Below are 17,445 nucleotides of genomic sequence, written 5' to 3' on the forward strand. Positions count from 1 at the left end.
AATGCCCGTGCAGTTGCATGTTGTCAAGAATGTGCCTGGGGTTGCAGGCGATAGAACGCCCGTGCGTTACCCCACAGCACGCGCTCGACACTGGTGCTGCCCAGCGTGTGGCGGATCAGCTGGATATCGGCCGGGTCGAACGGGCGCGGTGCGCGGGTGGAGGGCAGGTCGCTGCCGAACATCAGGGCGTGGGGGTTGGCGGCATCGATGTCGCGCAAGGCAGCGGCCACATCGAAATCGACCCGGCCAAAGCCGCAGGCCTTGATGCGCACACCTGCCTCGGCCAGTTGCAGCAGCGCCGGCAGGCCGTCGCGGCGCAGGCCCAGGTGATCGATGCTCACCGCCGGCAAGCGGCGCAGCAGCGGGGTCAGCTCGCCCAGCTCGCGCGAATCGACGTACAGCTCGACGTGCCAGCCGGCCAGCTCGAACACGCGCAGGGCCATGGCTTCGAGCTGATCGGCCTGCGCCGAGCCGCCGCGCTTGAGGTTGAAGCGCAGCGCACGCACGCCGGCGGCATCCAGCGCGAGCAGCTCGGCATCGCTGATGCCGGCCGGCACCTGGGTCACCCCCACGTAGCCTGGGCCCAGCTGTTTCAAGGCGGCCAGCAGGTAGCCCTGGTCGAAGGCCTGGAACGAGCCCGACACCACCGCGCCGCCGCAGATGCCCAGCGGCGTGACGACCGCCAGGTAGTCTTCGGTGGTGAAGGCCTCGGGCAGGTAGCCGTTGTTGGGCACCAGCGCGAAGCGCGGGTCGATGATGTGGCAGTGGGCGTCGAAGATCGGCTGGGGCATGGGGGCTCCTTGACGGGGTTACAGCTCGCTGACGTAGGTGCCGGTGCCCTTGAGGATGTTCTGCAGGGTCTGCTCGACTTCGGCGAGGTCGGTGCCGTCGCTGCTGAGGGTGATTTCCAGATGATCGGCGCCGTTGAACACGTCGGCGTCTCCCGGCGCCACTTCGATCAGCAGGCGCCTGGCACTGAGGGTGACCTTGATGCCGTCCAGTGTGCTCGGTTCGTCATCCAGGGTGATGTCCACCGTGTCTTCGTCCGGGTAGCGGGTCATGAGGAACATCTGGCCCTTGTCGCTGTGGCAGCACAGGGTGGCCATGTTGTCTTCTTCATCATCGCAGGGGGTGGCGAAGAGCAGGGGGGTGGTCAGTTGCATGGACGGCTCGGTGGTCAAGAAGTGAAACGCGAGTGTGCCAGTCTTCGGTCAATGGATAAATCGCCGCCTGCCGCTGATTGACCGAATATGTCGCAGCATCGCAAGCAGGGGTGACCGGCCAGTCGTTAAGCTGCCCTGTCGATGGACAACCCGACGACACCCAGCGTGTGGTTGGCTATGGTTGATCCGAGCATGACGGCATGTGCGCGACGCTTCACTCAATAACAAGCCCAAGCGGAGTACCACAGATGGCGTTTTTCACCGCAGCCAGCAAAGCCGACTTCCAGCATCAACTGCAGGCGGCCCTGGCGCAGCACATCGGGGAACAGGCACTGCCACAAGTGGCGCTGTTTGCCGAGCAGTTCTTTGGCATCATCTCTCTTGACGAATTGACCCAGCGTCGCCTCTCCGACCTGGCCGGCTGCACCCTCTCGGCCTGGCGCATCATCGAACGCTTCGACCACACCGAACCCCAGGTTCGGGTCTACAACCCCGATTACGAACGCCACGGCTGGCAGTCCACCCACACGGCCGTGGAAGTGCTGCACCATGACCTGCCGTTTCTGGTCGACTCGGTGCGTACCGAGCTCAACCGCCGCGGCTACAGCATCCATACCCTGCAGACCACCGTGCTCAGCGTGCGTCGCGGGGCCAAGGGCGAGCTGCTGGAGATTCTGCCCAAGGGCACCCAGGGTGAGGGCATCCTGCAGGAATCGCTGATGTACCTGGAGATCGACCGCTGCGCCAATGCCGCCGAGCTCAACCTGCTGGCCCGCGAGTTGGAGCAGGTGCTGGCCGAAGTGCGCGTGGTGGTGGCCGATTTCGAGCCGATGAAGGCCAAGGTGCGCGAGCTGCTCGAGCTGATCGACCACACGGCCTACGCCCCGGCCGCTGCCGAGAAGGACGAGGTCAAGAGCTTCCTGCAATGGCTGGTGAGCAACCATTTCACCTTCCTGGGCTACGAAGAGTTCGTGGTCAAGGCCGACGCCCAGGGCGGCCAGCTGGAGTATGACGAGCAGTCCTTCCTCGGCCTGACCCGCCGCCTGCGCAGCGGCCTAAGCGCCGACGACCTGCGCATCGAAGACTACGCCGTCAATTACCTCAACGAGCCGCTGCTGCTGTCGTTCGCCAAGGCCGCGCACCCCAGCCGCGTGCACCGCCCGGCCTACCCGGACTACGTGTCGATCCGCCAGCTGGACGCCGACGGCAAGGTGATCAAGGAATGCCGCTTCATGGGCCTGTACACCTCGTCGGTGTATGGCGAAAGTGTGCGGGTGATCCCGTACATTCGCGGCAAGGTCGCCGAAGTGGAGCGCCGTTCGGGCTTCGACGCCAAGGCCCACCTGGGCAAGGAGCTGGCCCAGGTACTCGAGGTGCTGCCGCGCGACGACCTGTTCCAGACCCCGGTGGATGAGCTGTTCAGCACCGTGATGTCGATCGTGCAGATCCAGGAGCGCAACAAGATTCGCGTGTTCCTGCGCAAGGACCCCTACGGGCGCTTCTGCTATTGCCTGGCCTATGTGCCGCGCGACATCTATTCCACCGAGGTGCGCCAGAAGATCCAGCAGGTGCTGATGGAGCGCCTGAAGGCCAGCGACTGCGAGTTCTGGACCTTCTTCTCCGAGTCGGTGCTGGCCCGCGTGCAACTGATTCTGCGGGTCGATCCGAAAAACCGCATCGACATCGACCCCCAGCAGCTGGAAAACGAAGTGGTGCAGGCCTGCCGTTCGTGGCAGGACGACTATGCCAGCCTGACCGTCGAGAGCTTCGGCGAGGCCCAGGGCACCAATGTGCTGGCCGACTTCCCCAAAGGCTTCCCGGCCGGCTACCGCGAGCGCTTTGCCGCGCATTCGGCGGTGGTGGACATGCAGCACCTGCTGACCCTGTCCGACAGCAAGCCGCTGGTGATGAGCTTCTACCAGCCGCTGACCCAGGCCGGCAAACAGCAGCTGCACTGCAAGCTGTACCACGCCGACACCCCGCTGGCGCTGTCGGACGTGCTGCCGATCCTGGAAAACCTGGGCCTGCGCGTACTGGGCGAGTTCCCGTACCGCCTTCGCCACAGCAATGGCCGCGAATTCTGGATTCATGACTTTGCCTTCACCTACAGCGAAGGCCTGAACCTGGATATCCAGCAGCTCAACGACACCCTGCAGGATGCCTTCGTGCACATCGTCAACGGCGACGCCGAAAACGATGCGTTCAACCGTCTGGTGCTGACCGCCGGCCTTCCGTGGCGCGACGTGGCGCTGCTGCGCGCCTATGCCCGCTACCTCAAGCAGATTCGCCTGGGCTTCGACCTGGGCTACATCGCCAGCACCCTGAACAACCATACCGACATCGCCCGCGAGCTGACCCGGCTGTTCAAGACCCGCTTCTACCTGGCGCGCAAGCTGGCCGGGGATGACCTGGACGACAAACAGCAACGCCTGGAACAGGCGATCCTGAGCGCGCTGGACGATGTGCAGGTGCTCAACGAAGACCGCATCCTGCGTCGCTACCTGGACCTGATCAAGGCCACCCTGCGCACCAACTTCTACCAGACCGACGCCAATGGCCAGGCCAAGTCGTACTTCAGCTTCAAGTTCAACCCAAGGCTGATTCCCGAGCTGCCCAAGCCGGTGCCCAAGTTCGAGATCTTCGTGTATTCGCCGCGGGTCGAGGGCGTGCACCTGCGCTTTGGCAACGTGGCACGCGGCGGGCTGCGCTGGTCGGACCGCGAAGAGGACTTCCGTACCGAAGTGCTGGGCCTGGTGAAGGCGCAGCAGGTGAAGAACTCGGTGATCGTGCCGGTGGGCGCCAAGGGTGGCTTCCTGCCGCGCCGCCTGCCGCTGGGCGGCAGCCGCGACGATATCCAGGCCGAAGGCATCGCCTGCTACCGCATCTTCATTTCCGGCCTGCTGGACATTACCGACAACCTCAAGGACGGCGTGCTGGTGCCGCCGGTCAACGTGGTGCGTCACGACGATGACGACCCGTACCTGGTGGTCGCGGCCGACAAGGGCACCGCGACCTTCTCGGATATCGCCAACGGCATCGCCATCGACTACGGCTTCTGGCTGGGCGACGCCTTTGCCTCGGGCGGTTCGGCCGGCTACGACCACAAGAAGATGGGGATTACCGCCCGTGGTGCGTGGGTTGGCGTGCAGCGCCATTTCCGCGAGCGTGGCATCAACGTGCAGCAGGACCCGATCACCGTGGTCGGTGTGGGCGACATGGCCGGCGACGTGTTCGGCAACGGCCTGCTGATGTCCGACAAGCTGCAACTGGTGGCTGCCTTCAACCACCTGCATATCTTCATCGACCCAAACCCGGAGCCTGCCAGCAGCTTTGCCGAGCGCAAGCGCCTGTTCGACCTGCCGCGGTCGGCCTGGAGCGACTACGACACCAGCATCATGTCCGAAGGTGGCGGGATCTTCTCGCGCAGTGCCAAGAGTATCGCCATCAGCCCGCAGATGAAGGAACGCTTTGCCATCGAGGCCGACAAGCTGACCCCGACCGAGCTGCTCAATGCGCTGCTCAAGGCGCCGGTCGACCTGCTGTGGAACGGCGGTATCGGCACCTACGTCAAGTCCAGCGAAGAGAGCCACGCCGATGTGGGCGACAAGGCCAACGACGCGTTGCGCGTGGACGGCAACGAGCTGCGCTGCAAGGTGGTGGGCGAGGGCGGCAACCTGGGCATGACCCAGCTGGGTCGGGTCGAGTTCGGCCTCAACGGCGGCGCGACCAACACCGACTTCATCGACAACGCCGGTGGCGTGGACTGCTCCGACCACGAGGTCAACATCAAGATCCTGCTCAACGAGGTGGTGCAGGCCGGTGACATGACCGAGAAGCAGCGCAACCAGTTGCTGGGCAGCATGACCGACGAAGTGTCTGCGCTGGTGCTGGGCAACAACTACAAGCAGACCCAGGCACTGTCGCTGGCGGCGCGCCGGGCGCGTGAGCGGATTTCCGAGTACAAGCGCCTGATGGCCGACCTGGAAAGTCGCGGCAAGCTGGACCGGGCCATCGAGTTCCTGCCTACCGAAGAGCAACTGGCCGAGCGCATTGCGGCCAACCAGGGCCTGACCCGGGCCGAGCTGTCGGTGCTGATCTCGTACAGCAAGATCGACCTCAAGGAAGCCCTGCTGCAGTCGCTGGTGCCGGATGACGACTACCTGACCCGCGACATGGAGACGGCCTTCCCGCCGTCGCTGGTGAACAAGTTCGCCGAGGCCATGCGCCGCCATCGCCTCAAGCGCGAGATCGTCAGCACCCAGATCGCCAACGACCTGGTCAACAACATGGGCATCACCTTCGTGCAGCGGCTCAAGGAGTCCACGGGCATGAGCCCGGCGAACGTGGCCGGTGCCTACGTGATCGTGCGCGACATCTTCCACCTGCCGCACTGGTTCCGCCAGATCGAGGCGCTGGACTACCTGGTGCCCGCCGAAGTGCAGCTGACGCTGATGGACGAGCTGATGCGCCTGGGCCGCCGGGCCACGCGCTGGTTCCTGCGCAGCCGTCGCAACGAGCAGGATGCCGGGCGTGACGTGGCCCACTTCGGGCCCAAGATCGCGGCGCTGGGGCTCAAGCTGGACGAACTGCTGGAGGGGCCGACCCGCGAGCGCTGGATGACCCGCTACCAGGGCTTCGTCGAAGCCGGCGTGCCGGAGCTGCTGGCGCGCATGGTGGCTGGCACTACGCACCTGTACACCCTGTTGCCGATCATCGAGGCTTCCGATGTGACCGGCCAGGACCCGGCCGAGGTGGCCAAGGCGTTCTTCGCCGTCGGCAGCGCGTTGGACCTGACCTGGTACCTGCAGGAAATCAGCAACCTGCCGGTGGAGAACAACTGGCAGGCACTGGCACGTGAAGCGTTTCGCGATGACATCGACCTGCAGCAGCGCGCCATCACCATCTCCGTGTTGCAGATGGTCGATGCGCCTGCCGACATGGATGCGCGGGTAGCCTTGTGGCTGGCGCAGCATGCGGTGATGGTGGAGCGCTGGCGCGCGATGCTCGATGAGCTGCGTGCGGCCACCGGCACCGATTACGCCATGTACGCGGTGGCCAACCGCGAGCTGGTTGACCTGGCGCTGAGCGGGCAGTCGGCGGCGGTGCCGTCGTGAGTGTGTAGCAGGTAAAAAGAAGCCCCGGCCTGTGCCGGGGCTTTCTTTTGGCGGGGTGGGCCGCTGCGCCGGCAAGGCCGGCCGGGCGGCTTACTTGAAGCGCCGCTCCACGCCTTTCTCCACCAGGATCTTGGCGGATATCTCTTCCACCGAAAAATGCGTGGAGTTGATGTTGGGAATGTTCTCGCGCCGGAACAGGTTCTCCACTTCGCGCACCTCGAACTCGCACTGGGCAAAGCTGGCGTAGCGGCTGTTGGGCTTGCGCTCGTGGCGAATGGCAGTGAGGCGGTCGGGGTCGATGGTCAGGCCGAACAGCTTGTGCTGGTGGTTCTTCAAGGCCGGTGGCAGCTGCAGGCGCTCCATGTCGTCTTCGGTCAGCGGGTAGTTGGCTGCGCGAATGCCGAACTGCATGGCCATGTACAGGCAGGTGGGGGTCTTGCCGCAGCGCGATACGCCCACCAGGATCAGGTCGGCCTTGTCGTAGTAGTGGGTGCGCGCACCGTCGTCGTTGTCCAGGGCGAAGTTCACCGCCTCGATGCGCTCCATGTAGTTGGAGTTGCCGCCGATCGAGTGCGATTTGCCCACCGAATACGACGAATGGGCGGTCAGCTCCTGTTCCAGCGGCGCCAGGAAGGTCGAGAAGATGTCGATCATGAAGCCGTTGGAGGTAGCCAGGATCTCGCGGATATCCTGGTTGACGATGGTGTCGAAGATGATCGGGCGCACGCCGTCGCGTTCTGCGGCGGTATTGATTTGCTGTACCATGGTGCGCGCTTTGTCCACGGTGTCGATGTACGGTCGCGTGAACTTGTTGAACCCGATGCTCTCGAATTGTGCCAACAAGCTTTGTCCCAGCGTTTCGGCAGTGATGCCGGTGCCGTCGGAAATAAAGAAAGCAGATCGTTTCATTTGCGCCTTGGGCCTTAAGCTGGTGACGATTCTTGGATATGATACGTTCGGTTTGCCGAACATCCCTGGTCGGCATTCTCACTTATTTTCCAGGTCCAGGCCACAAACGCCCGGTACGGTCACAGCGAACTGACCGGCGTCATGAGCTTTTCCAACACAGTTAGTGGAGAGATCACCTTGGTAGAGTACGTAGTTTCCCTCGATAAGCTCGGCGTCCATGATGTAGAGCATGTGGGGGGCAAGAACGCATCCCTCGGAGAGATGATCAGTAATCTCGCGGGCGCCGGTGTATCGGTCCCCGGCGGCTTTGCCACTACGGCTCAGGCGTATCGTGACTTTCTCGAGCAGAGCGGCCTGAACGCCCAGATCCATGCCGCCCTCGACGCGCTGGATGTGGATGACGTCAATGCCCTGGCCCGCACCGGCGCACAGATCCGCCAGTGGATCATGGAAGCCGAATTCCCCGAGCGGCTGAACACCGAAATCCGTACCGCCTTCGCCGAAATGTCCCAGGGCAACCCGAACATGGCTGTCGCCGTGCGTTCCTCGGCCACTGCCGAAGACCTGCCGGATGCCTCGTTTGCCGGGCAGCAGGAAACCTTCCTGAACATCCGCGGCGTGGACAACGTGATCCGCGCGGCCAAGGAAGTGTTCGCCTCGCTGTTCAATGACCGCGCCATTTCCTACCGCGTGCACCAGGGCTTCGACCACAAGCTGGTGGCCCTGTCGGCCGGCGTGCAGCGCATGGTGCGTTCCGAAACCGGCACCGCCGGCGTGATGTTCACCCTGGACACCGAGTCGGGTTTCCGTGACGTGGTGTTCATCACCGGCGCCTACGGCCTGGGCGAAACCGTCGTGCAGGGCGCAGTCAACCCCGACGAATTCTACGTGCACAAGGGCACCCTGCAAGCCGGGCGCCCGGCCATCCTGCGCCGCAACCTGGGCAGCAAGGCCATCAAGATGATCTACGGCGACGAGGCCAAGGCCGGTCGTTCGGTCAAGACCGTCGATGTCGACAAGGCTGACCGCACCCGTTTCTGCCTGAGCGACGAAGAAGTCAGCGAGCTGGCCAAGCAGGCCATGATCATCGAGCAGCACTACAAGTGCCCGATGGACATCGAGTGGGCCAAGGACGGTGACGACGGCAAGCTGTACATCGTGCAGGCGCGCCCTGAAACCGTGAAGAGCCGCGCCCAGGCCAACGTCATGGAGCGCTACCTGCTCAAGGAAACCGGCACCGTGCTGGTGGAAGGCCGTGCCATCGGCCAGCGCATCGGTGCCGGCAAGGTGCGGATCATCAAGGACGTGTCGGAGATGGACAAGGTCCAGCCAGGCGACGTGCTGGTGTCCGACATGACCGACCCGGACTGGGAACCGGTGATGAAGCGCGCCAGCGCCATTGTCACCAACCGTGGCGGGCGTACCTGCCACGCCGCGATCATTGCCCGTGAACTGGGCATTCCAGCGGTGGTCGGGTGCGGCAACGCCACCCAGCTGCTCAAGGATGGCCAGGGCGTGACCGTGTCGTGCGCCGAAGGCGATACCGGCTTCATCTTCGAAGGCGAGCTGGGCTTCGACATTCGCCAGAACTCGGTAGATGCCATGCCCGACCTGCCGTTCAAGATCATGATGAACGTCGGCAACCCGGATCGCGCATTCGATTTTGCCCAGCTGCCCAACGCCGGTGTCGGCCTGGCGCGCCTGGAATTCATCATCAACCGCATGATCGGCGTGCACCCCAAGGCACTGCTCAACTATGCCGGCCTGCCGGCCGAGCTCAAGGAAAGCGTCGACAAGCGCATTGCCGGCTACGGCGATCCGGTCGGTTTCTACGTCGAGAAGCTGGTCGAGGGCATCAGCACCCTGGCCGCAGCGTTCTGGCCGAAGAAGGTCATCGTGCGCCTGTCGGACTTCAAGTCCAACGAGTACGCCAACCTGATCGGCGGCAAGCTGTACGAGCCGGAAGAAGAAAACCCGATGCTGGGCTTCCGTGGCGCCTCGCGCTACATCAGCGAATCGTTCCGTGACTGCTTCGAGCTCGAGTGCCGTGCACTCAAGCGCGTGCGCGACGAAATGGGCCTGACCAACGTCGAGATCATGGTGCCGTTCGTACGCACCCTGGGCGAAGCCAGCCAGGTGGTCGACCTGCTGGCCGAGAACGGCCTGGGCCGTGGCGTCAACGGCCTGCGTGTGATCATGATGTGCGAGCTGCCCTCCAACGCGATCCTGGCCGATGAGTTCCTCGAGTACTTCGACGGGTTCTCCATCGGGTCCAACGACCTGACCCAGCTGACCCTGGGCCTGGACCGCGACTCCGGCATCATTGCGCACCTGTTCGACGAGCGTAACCCTGCGGTCAAGAAGCTGCTGGCCAACGCCATCCAGGCCTGCAACAAGGCCGGCAAGTACATCGGTATCTGCGGCCAGGGCCCGTCCGATCACCCTGACCTGGCCAAGTGGCTGATGGAGCAGGGCATCGAAAGCGTCTCGCTGAACCCTGACTCGGTGCTCGAAACCTGGTTCTTCCTGGCCGAGGGCCAGGCCCAGGCCTGATGCGCTGAAGAGGAGCGGCCGCCAGCCAGGAGGCGTCGGGCGGCCGCTTCAACGGATTTTCAGGGCGTGATCCAGTGATGGGCTCGCCCTTTTTTGTGCAAGTAACCTATGCAAAGCAGCAGTACTCTTTTTCCCGTTGCCCTGCTCAGTGCCGAGCGGCGCGGCGACCTCAGCGAAGACGTGTATCGGCTCAAGGCCGGCAACAGCCCCGACCGTACGGTCGAGCTGGCGCTGACACGCCTTGGCATGGCCGACCAGAGCGAGGTGCGCGGTGCCCCGGTCATCCTGTTGCATGGCAGCTTTTCCAACCGGCGCTTCTGGTTCTCGCCGCGCGGTATCGGCCTGGGCGCGACCCTGGCACGCGCCGGTTTCGACGTGTGGATACCGGAAATGCGCGGCCATGGGCTGTCACCCCGCAACCGCGACTACCGCCACAACCGTGTGGCGGACTATGCCCGTTACGATCTGCCGGCAATTGCCGCGTTCGTGTGCGAGGTGAGCGGGCGCACCCCGCACTGGCTTGGCCACTCGCTGGGCGGTACCACGCTGGCGGCAGCATTGGGCGGGGCTTACCTGGCCCAGGAGCAGGTCGCCAGTGTGGCCTTTTTCGGCACCCAGGTCAGCCGAACCTACTGGCCATTGAAAATCCCACCGGTGGAGTGGGGCGGGCGCCTGCTGCTCAGGCGCTTTGCACACCTGTCAGGTTCGCGGCTCAAGCGCGGGCCCGAAGATGAGCCCATCGGCCTGGCGCTGGAAAGCATGCGCTGGTTCGGCCTGTTCGGACGCTTTGGCGACAAGCAGAGCGACTGGTGGGCCGGGCTTGCCGAGGTGCGCGTGCCGGTGCTGGCGGTGGCTGGGGCCGGAGATCACCAGGACCCGGTGTGGGCCTGTCGCAAGTTGTTCGAGCAAATAGGCAGCGAGCACAAGCGTTTCGTGCGGCTGGGGCGCGAGGAAGGCTTCGACAATTTCGGTCATGTCGATATGCTGGTCAGCAAACCGGCCCAGGCCCAGGTGTGGCCGCTGGTGGAGCGCTGGCTGAGCGACCCGCAGGCCATGCTGGCCCCGGCCGAGACAGGTGACCCGCAGCCCGTCGGCGTGTAGCCTTGGTTAAACGCCGGTGCGCCGGCTTCGTCTTTTCAGTGAACGTGTGAAATCCGCTTTCCATTCAATTGGCCATCGACAGGAGTTTCCCATGCATTACCTTACCCCCGACTTGTGTGACGCCTACCCGGACCTGGTGCAGGTGCTGGAGCCGATGTTCAGCAACTTCGGCGGCCGCGATTCGTTCGGCGGTCAGATCGTCACCGTCAAGTGCTTCGAGGACAACTCGCTGGTAAAGGCGCAAGCCGACCTGGATGGCAAGGGCAAGGTGCTGGTGGTCGACGGCGGCGGTTCGCTGCGCCGGGCACTGCTGGGTGACATGATTGCCGAGAAGGCCGCCAAGAATGGCTGGGAAGGGCTGGTGATCTACGGTTGCGTGCGTGACGTGGATGCGCTGGCGCAAACCAATCTGGGTGTGCAGGCGCTGGCCAGCCACCCGATGAAGACCGACAAGCGCGGCATTGGTGACCTGAATGTGGTGGTCACGTTCGCTGGTGTGACCTTCCGGCCGGGGGAGTACGTGTACGCTGACAACAACGGTGTCATCGTGTCGCCCAGCCCGTTGAAGATGCCCGAGTAATTTTCGCTGACGGTGCGTGGGGTAGGGATGTTCGAGGAAGAAAACGCGCAGTGGGGGCTGGTGCATGCCCTGGTACTCGATGGCAAGGGCGGTGCGCGTTCGATCGCTCGAACCGAACTGGACGATCTGCAGTTGCAGCCGGAGCAGAGCCTGTGGCTGCACTGGGATCGCAGCCACCCGCAAACCCAGACCTGGCTGCGCCATGACAGCGGCCTGAGCCCCTTCGCCTGTGACCTGCTGCTGGAGGAAAACACCCGGCCGCGCCTGGTGCCTTTACCGGACGCGCAGATGTTGCTGTTTCTGCGCGGGGTCAACCTCAACCCGGGCGCCGAACCCGAAGACATGGTGTCGGTGCGTATCTTCGCCCAGGCGCAGCGGGTGATTTCGCTGCGCCTGCGGCCGCTGCGGGCCACCGACGAGCTGCTTCAGCAACTGGACGAGGGGCGTGGCCCGACCACGGCCTCCGAGCTGTTGCTGAGCCTGGCCCAGTTGCTGACCGAAAAGGTCCAGGCGCTGGTGTCGGACCTGTCCGAAGTGGTGGATGAAGAGGAAGAAAAACTCGAATCCGACGAACGGTATACGCCTGAGCACGGCAGCCTGCAGCAGATGCGGCGGCGCGCCGCCGGCCTGCGTCGGTTCCTGGCGCCGCAGCGGGAAATCTATGCGCAGCTGGCGCGCAACAAATGGCCATGGTTCGCGCCGGACGATGCCGACTACTGGAACGAGCTCAACAACAGCCTGATCCGCTACCTTGAAGAGCTGGAACTGACCCGCGAGCGCGTGGCGCTGGTGCTTGAAAGCGAGGACCGGCGCCTGAGCGAACGCATGAACAAGACCATGTACCGCTTCGGAATCATCACCTGTATCTTCCTGCCCATGAGCTTTTTGACCGGCTTGCTGGGCATCAACGTGGGGGGCATTCCGGGTTCGGAAAATCCCTATGGTTTCCTTTATGCCAGCTTGCTGGTGCTCGTGCTGGCCCTGGGCCAATGGTGGCTGTTTCGCCGTCTTCGCTGGGTATAGGGGCACTTTCTTGAAATTTCCTACAACATTTGCGCAGATTGTTCATGTGACCCGCCCTATGAGCGTCTCGTCTTTGACAGACATTGCGCGAGGTGCCCATGCACGATCCGTTTGAAGAATCCCTGCGGGACCTGCTCAAGGCCTCGCCGTCCGGCAAAGACCGCGACGACGACGCCTGCCTGGGCCGGGTCCTCAAGACCGCCAACCGTCAGGTAGGCGCGGGCGATCTGTTCAGCCTGCTCGGCCGTTGGAGCCAGGCGCTGATGATCGCAGTGAACAATGGCTCGGCGCATGTCGCGCCGGTGCGTCGTAACGCTTCTGCCCGTAAAGCTGATAAGGCTGATTGATTATGGAACTTGATCTCTGGACCCAGAGCCTGGTGGCGGCGATGACCGCCTTGTGGACCAAAGTCGCCAACTTCATCCCCAACCTGTTTGGGGCGCTGGTGGTGGTGCTGCTGGGCTTTGTGGTTGCCAAGCTGCTCGATACCCTGTTGTCCAAGCTGCTGGCCAAGCTTGGCCTGGATCGCCTGATGGGCGGCACCGGCCTGACCAAGATGCTCAGCCGGGTGGGCATCCAGGTGCCGATCTCGACGCTGATCGGCAAGATCGTCTACTGGTTCGTGCTGCTGATCTTCCTGGTTTCGGCCGCCGAATCCCTGGGGCTTGAACGTGTTTCGGCGACCCTGGACATGCTGGCGCTGTACCTGCCCAAGGTGTTTGGCGGTGCGCTGGTGCTGCTGGCCGGTGTGCTGCTGGCCCAGATCGTCAACGGCCTGGTGCGCGGTGCCGCCGAGGGCATCGGCCTGGAATACGCCGCAGGGGTCGGGCGTATCGCCCAGGGCCTGGTCATCATCATCAGCATTTCGGTGGCCATCAGCCAGTTGGAGGTCAAGACCGACCTGCTCAACCACGTGATTGTCATCGGGTTGATTACCGTTGGTCTGGCAGTTGCGCTGGCCATGGGCCTGGGCAGCCGTGAAATCGCCGGGCAGATCCTGGCTGGAATTTACGTACGTGAGCTCTATCAGGTCGGCCAGCAGGTCCAGATTGGCGAGGTCGAGGGGCAGATCGAAGAGATCGGCACGGTCAAGACGACCGTGCTCACCGACGAGGGTGAACTGGTATCGCTGTCGAACCGGATCCTCCTGGAGCAGCGGGTCAGTAGCCGCTAACCGGGCAAATCCTGCTAATGTATGCCGCCGCAAAATCGCCCAGGCAGGGCGAGCGGCGACAATGACCTGACTGTCGGCCAGATTTGTTTTGAATAAAGTTCACTCGCTGCCCATGCGTTACGACCCCCGCGAGCTCACTGATGAGGAGTTGGTGGCGCGTTCGCATGAGGAGCTTTTTCATGTTACTCGCGCCTATGAAGAGCTCATGCGGCGCTACCAGCGGACCCTTTTTAACGTGTGTGCACGTTATCTGGGGAACGATCGGGATGCTGACGATGTCTGTCAGGAGGTGATGTTGAAGGTGCTGTACGGCCTGAAGAATTTCGAAGGCAAGTCGAAATTCAAGACCTGGCTCTACAGCATCACCTACAACGAATGCATCACCCAGTACCGCAAGGAGCGGCGCAAACGTCGTTTGATGGATGCGCTAAGTCTCGATCCGCTCGAGGAGGCCTCTGAAGAGAAGGCCCCCAAACCGGAAGAGAAAGGCGGGCTGGATAAATGGCTGGTTCATGTGAACCCGATCGACCGCGAAATCCTGGTGCTACGATTTGTCGCAGAGCTGGAGTTCCAGGAGATCGCCGACATCATGCACATGGGCCTGAGCGCCACGAAAATGCGCTACAAGCGTGCGCTCGACAAGCTACGCGAGAAATTTGCGGGCCTCACCGAAACTTAGTGAGTCGCAAATATCTCTAACGTATCGACAAGGTCTGCTAAACTTGTCGACGAGTTGTCCCCCGGGTTTGGTGGGACTACTTAACAATCACCAGATGGGGATTTAACGGATGAAATTGAAAAACACCTTGGGCTTGGCCATTGGTTCTTTTGTTGCCGCAACTTCCTTCGGCGCTCTGGCACAAGGCCAAGGCGCAGTCGAAATTGAAGGCAACGTCACCAAGCAGTACTACGACAGCGAGCGTAACTTCAAGAACGACGGCACCAATCCTGGTGTTCGCCTCGGTTACTTCCTGACCGACGACGTGTCCTTGGACCTGGGCTACAACGAGACTCACAACGCTCGTGGCGACGTGTTCAACAAGGACATCAAAGGTTCCAAGGCCAAGCTGGACGCCACCTACCACCTGGGTACCGTTGGTGACGCAATCCGTCCTTACGTATCGGCTGGTTTCGCTCACGAGAGCCTGGGCCAAGCTACCCGTAACGGTCGCGATCACTCCACCTTCGCCAACCTGGGCGCTGGCGCCAAGTGGTACATCACCGACAACCTGTTCGCCCGTGCTGGCGTTGAAGCGATGTACAACATCGACAACGGCAACACCGAGTGGGGCCCATCCCTGGGTCTGGGTCTGAACTTCGGTGGTAGCGGTGGCAAGGTTGCACCGACTCCTGCGCCAGCTCCAGTAGCTGAAGTCTGCTCCGACAGCGACAACGATGGCGTGTGCGACAACGTCGACAAGTGCCCTGACACCCCAGCCAACGTCACCGTTGACGCTGATGGCTGCCCGGCTGTTGCTGAAGTCGTTCGTGTAGAGCTGGACGTCAAGTTCGACTTCGACAAGTCGGTCGTCAAGCCAAACAGCTACGGCGACATCAAGAACCTGGCTGACTTCATGAAGCAGTACCCATCCACCACCACCACTGTTGAAGGTCACACTGACTCCGTCGGTCCTGACGCTTACAACCAGAAGCTGTCCGAGCGTCGTGCAAACGCCGTGAAGCAGGTTCTGACCAACCAGTACGGTGTTGAGTCGAACCGCGTTGAATCGGTTGGCTACGGTGAGACCCGTCCGGTAGCTGACAACGCCACCGAAGCTGGTCGCGCTGTCAACCGTCGCGTTGAAGCTCAAGTAGAAGCCCAAGCCAAGTAATTGGTCTGACGCTTGAGAAAAGCCCGGCTCCGGCCGGGCTTTTCTTTGCCTGCGATTTGATCGGGCGGTGGGTGCAAGGCGTACGCGGGCCTGTCTTCGTGGCGGCTGCACCGCTATAATCGCTGCCTTCCCACACCTCGAGCTAAGCCTGCCCATGTATACCCTGGCCCGCCAGCTGCTGTTCAAACTGTCCCCGGAAACCTCCCACGACCTGTCGCTGGACCTGATCGGTGCAGGTGGGCGCCTGGGCCTCAACGGGCTGTTGACCAAGGCGCCGGCGCAGTTGCCGGTAACCGTCATGGGCTTGCAGTTCGCCAACCCGGTCGGGCTGGCAGCGGGGCTGGACAAGAACGGTGCCGCAATCGACGGCTTTGCTCAACTGGGCTTCGGTTTCGTCGAGATCGGCACCGTGACCCCGCGCCCGCAGCCAGGCAATCCCAAGCCGCGGCTGTTCCGCCTGCCTGAAGCCGAGGCGATCATCAACCGCATGGGCTTCAACAACCTGGGCGTCGACCATCTGCTCGAGCGTGTGCGTGCGGCCAATTACCATGGCGTGCTGGGCATCAATATCGGCAAGAACTTCGATACCCCGGTGGAGCGGGCAGTGGACGATTACCTGATCTGCCTGGAGAAGGTCTACGGTCACGCCAGCTACGTCACCGTCAACGTCAGTTCGCCCAACACCCCGGGCCTGCGCAGCCTGCAGTTTGGCGATTCGCTCAAGCAACTGCTCCAGGCCCTGGCCGAGCGCCGTGAGGCGTTGGCCCTGACCCATGCCAAGCGCGTACCACTGGCCATCAAGATTGCCCCGGACATGAGCGATGAGGAAACCGCACAGGTGGCGTCGGCTTTGCTGGCCACTGGCATGGACGCAGTGATCGCGACCAACACCACCCTCAGCCGCGAAGGCGTGGAAGGCCTGGCGCATGCTGACGAGGCCGGTGGGCTGTCGGGCGCCCCGGTACGCGACAAGAGTACACACACGGTGCGCATGCTGGCCGCCGAACTGGGTGGCAAGCTGCCGATTATCGCAGCAGGCGGTATCACCGAAGGCAAGCACGCTGCCGAGAAGATCGCGGCCGGCGCAAGCCTAGTGCAGATCTACTCCGGGTTCATCTACAAGGGGCCTGCGCTGATTCGCGAGTCGGTGGACGCCATCGCCGCCATGGGGCCACGCTGAGCGGGCATAAAAAAGGGCCCCTCAAAAGGGGCCCCTGGGCCGCAGCCCGCCGCTCGGATAGAGCGTGCATGGTGACTAGAATTCAGATCCTCGTTCAGCCAACGGCGTGAAGTTCGTTGAGTCTATGGATACCCGCAGTGCCGGTCATACCGTCCCAGTTGTCGCCACGTCCCTCGCGCCAGCCGTTGACCCAGGCTTGGCGTACTGACGGTAGAGTAAAAGGGCAAAGCTCGCGGGATTTGCCGGTGACCCCATATTGGTAGCCACGTAAAAATGCTCTTTCCAACGGATCACGCTTAAGTCTTCTCATAGGGTGTTGCCCTCACTTGTTGACTGTAATGTCCCGTCGGCCTCGGCTGAGGCCGGGCAGAATCGTTCTGCCGGTTATGCGCTCGCTGCCGGCGTGGCGAGCTGGAAGTGTTGCCCCGTTGCAGGACAACCTGATACGAGTTCTAACCAATGCAGGTCACAGTGTGAATGATCGTTTTGTCATAAGGACGTAACCTTTCCAAGGGTCAGGGGATAAGTAAAAAATTGCTTCAGCGGCGAAATGAAGGCAAAGCCAGCTATGATCAGGCTTTGCTCATGGCTCAGGTCAGAACGCCATCGTTGAGAATCACTTCCAACGCAGGGGCTCAAAACGACGAAGGGTCATAAAAAGTCGCAGTTTTACTAGAATTTTTCATTCTGCCGGACGATCAAAGCCTTTTTACCCTGGGGTAAATGGCCGTTGTCCGGCGGCCCGGCGCCATGTCAGCGCCATTCGAACGCCTGCTGGAAGGCGTTCGATCAAACAGCGAAGGGGCGATGCGCTTG

The 17,445-nt window shown here is 62.6% G+C and carries 14 protein-coding genes; 10 read left to right on the top strand and 4 right to left on the bottom strand.

Features of this window, described 5'->3' with window-relative positions; all coding sequences use genetic code 11:
• Window positions 1–23 precede the first annotated feature (23 nt).
• Both NP552_RS09415 and NP552_RS09420 read right to left on the bottom strand, forming a co-directional pair.
• Window positions 24–791 (bottom strand): amidohydrolase family protein, encoded by a 768-nt coding sequence (locus NP552_RS09415; protein ID WP_274096671.1) that lies wholly within the window; start codon window positions 789–791, stop codon window positions 24–26.
• 18 nt (window positions 792–809) lie between these two features.
• Window positions 810–1,163, bottom strand: coding sequence for a hypothetical protein (locus NP552_RS09420; protein WP_043864617.1), 354 nt, complete (start codon window positions 1,161–1,163; stop codon window positions 810–812).
• A gap of 248 nt (window positions 1,164–1,411) precedes the next feature.
• Here NP552_RS09420 and NP552_RS09425 point away from each other — a divergent pair, with 248 nt between their 5' ends.
• Window positions 1,412–6,277, top strand: a complete 4,866-nt coding sequence (locus NP552_RS09425) for an NAD-glutamate dehydrogenase (protein WP_054916210.1) — start codon at window positions 1,412–1,414, stop codon at window positions 6,275–6,277.
• Window positions 6,278–6,367: 90 nt separating this feature from the next.
• Here the strand turns inward: NP552_RS09425 and ppsR are convergent, their stop codons facing one another.
• Window positions 6,368–7,186: a posphoenolpyruvate synthetase regulatory kinase/phosphorylase PpsR gene (gene ppsR / locus NP552_RS09430; protein WP_043864615.1), complete on the bottom strand. Its 819-nt coding sequence runs from the start codon at window positions 7,184–7,186 to the stop codon at window positions 6,368–6,370.
• 177 nt (window positions 7,187–7,363) lie between these two features.
• Between ppsR and ppsA the strand changes: the two genes are divergently transcribed.
• The 9 genes from ppsA to NP552_RS09475 all read left to right on the top strand — a co-directional run bounded on the left by ppsA (window position 7,364) and on the right by NP552_RS09475 (window position 16,629).
• Entirely contained in the window at window positions 7,364–9,739 is a 2,376-nt protein-coding gene (gene ppsA, locus NP552_RS09435; protein ID WP_043864614.1) for a phosphoenolpyruvate synthase, read from the top strand.
• A gap of 108 nt (window positions 9,740–9,847) precedes the next feature.
• Window positions 9,848–10,840 (top strand): alpha/beta fold hydrolase, encoded by a 993-nt coding sequence (locus tag NP552_RS09440; protein ID WP_274096672.1) that lies wholly within the window; start codon window positions 9,848–9,850, stop codon window positions 10,838–10,840.
• Window positions 10,841–10,931: 91 nt separating this feature from the next.
• On the top strand, window positions 10,932–11,420 hold the full coding sequence (gene rraA / locus NP552_RS09445) for a ribonuclease E activity regulator RraA (RefSeq protein ID WP_043864612.1): 489 nt from the start codon (window positions 10,932–10,934) through the stop codon (window positions 11,418–11,420).
• A gap of 27 nt (window positions 11,421–11,447) precedes the next feature.
• Entirely contained in the window at window positions 11,448–12,443 is a 996-nt protein-coding gene (locus tag NP552_RS09450) for a zinc transporter ZntB (RefSeq protein ID WP_043864611.1), read from the top strand.
• Window positions 12,444–12,541: 98 nt separating this feature from the next.
• Window positions 12,542–12,790, top strand: coding sequence for a hypothetical protein (locus tag NP552_RS09455; protein ID WP_043864610.1), 249 nt, complete (start codon window positions 12,542–12,544; stop codon window positions 12,788–12,790).
• A 2-nt stretch (window positions 12,791–12,792) separates the two neighbouring features.
• Window positions 12,793–13,617, top strand: coding sequence for a mechanosensitive ion channel family protein (locus NP552_RS09460; protein WP_043864609.1), 825 nt, complete (start codon window positions 12,793–12,795; stop codon window positions 13,615–13,617).
• 112 nt (window positions 13,618–13,729) lie between these two features.
• On the top strand, window positions 13,730–14,296 hold the full coding sequence (gene sigX / locus NP552_RS09465; RefSeq protein WP_010223317.1) for an RNA polymerase sigma factor SigX: 567 nt from the start codon (window positions 13,730–13,732) through the stop codon (window positions 14,294–14,296).
• 109 nt (window positions 14,297–14,405) lie between these two features.
• Window positions 14,406–15,449, top strand: coding sequence for an OmpA family protein (locus NP552_RS09470; RefSeq protein WP_043864608.1), 1,044 nt, complete (start codon window positions 14,406–14,408; stop codon window positions 15,447–15,449).
• Between the two features lie 154 nt (window positions 15,450–15,603).
• Entirely contained in the window at window positions 15,604–16,629 is a 1,026-nt protein-coding gene (locus NP552_RS09475) for a quinone-dependent dihydroorotate dehydrogenase (protein WP_043864607.1), read from the top strand.
• Window positions 16,630–16,723: 94 nt separating this feature from the next.
• On the opposite strand, the gene rmf is transcribed toward NP552_RS09475, so the two are convergent.
• Window positions 16,724–16,939, bottom strand: coding sequence for a ribosome modulation factor (gene rmf / locus NP552_RS09480; RefSeq protein ID WP_078479587.1), 216 nt, complete (start codon window positions 16,937–16,939; stop codon window positions 16,724–16,726).
• Window positions 16,940–17,445 lie beyond the last annotated feature (506 nt).

Origin of the sequence: Pseudomonas sp. 8209, from assembly GCF_028682105.1 — a bacterium.
Taxonomy (GTDB): Bacteria; Pseudomonadota; Gammaproteobacteria; order Pseudomonadales; family Pseudomonadaceae; genus Aquipseudomonas; species Aquipseudomonas palmensis.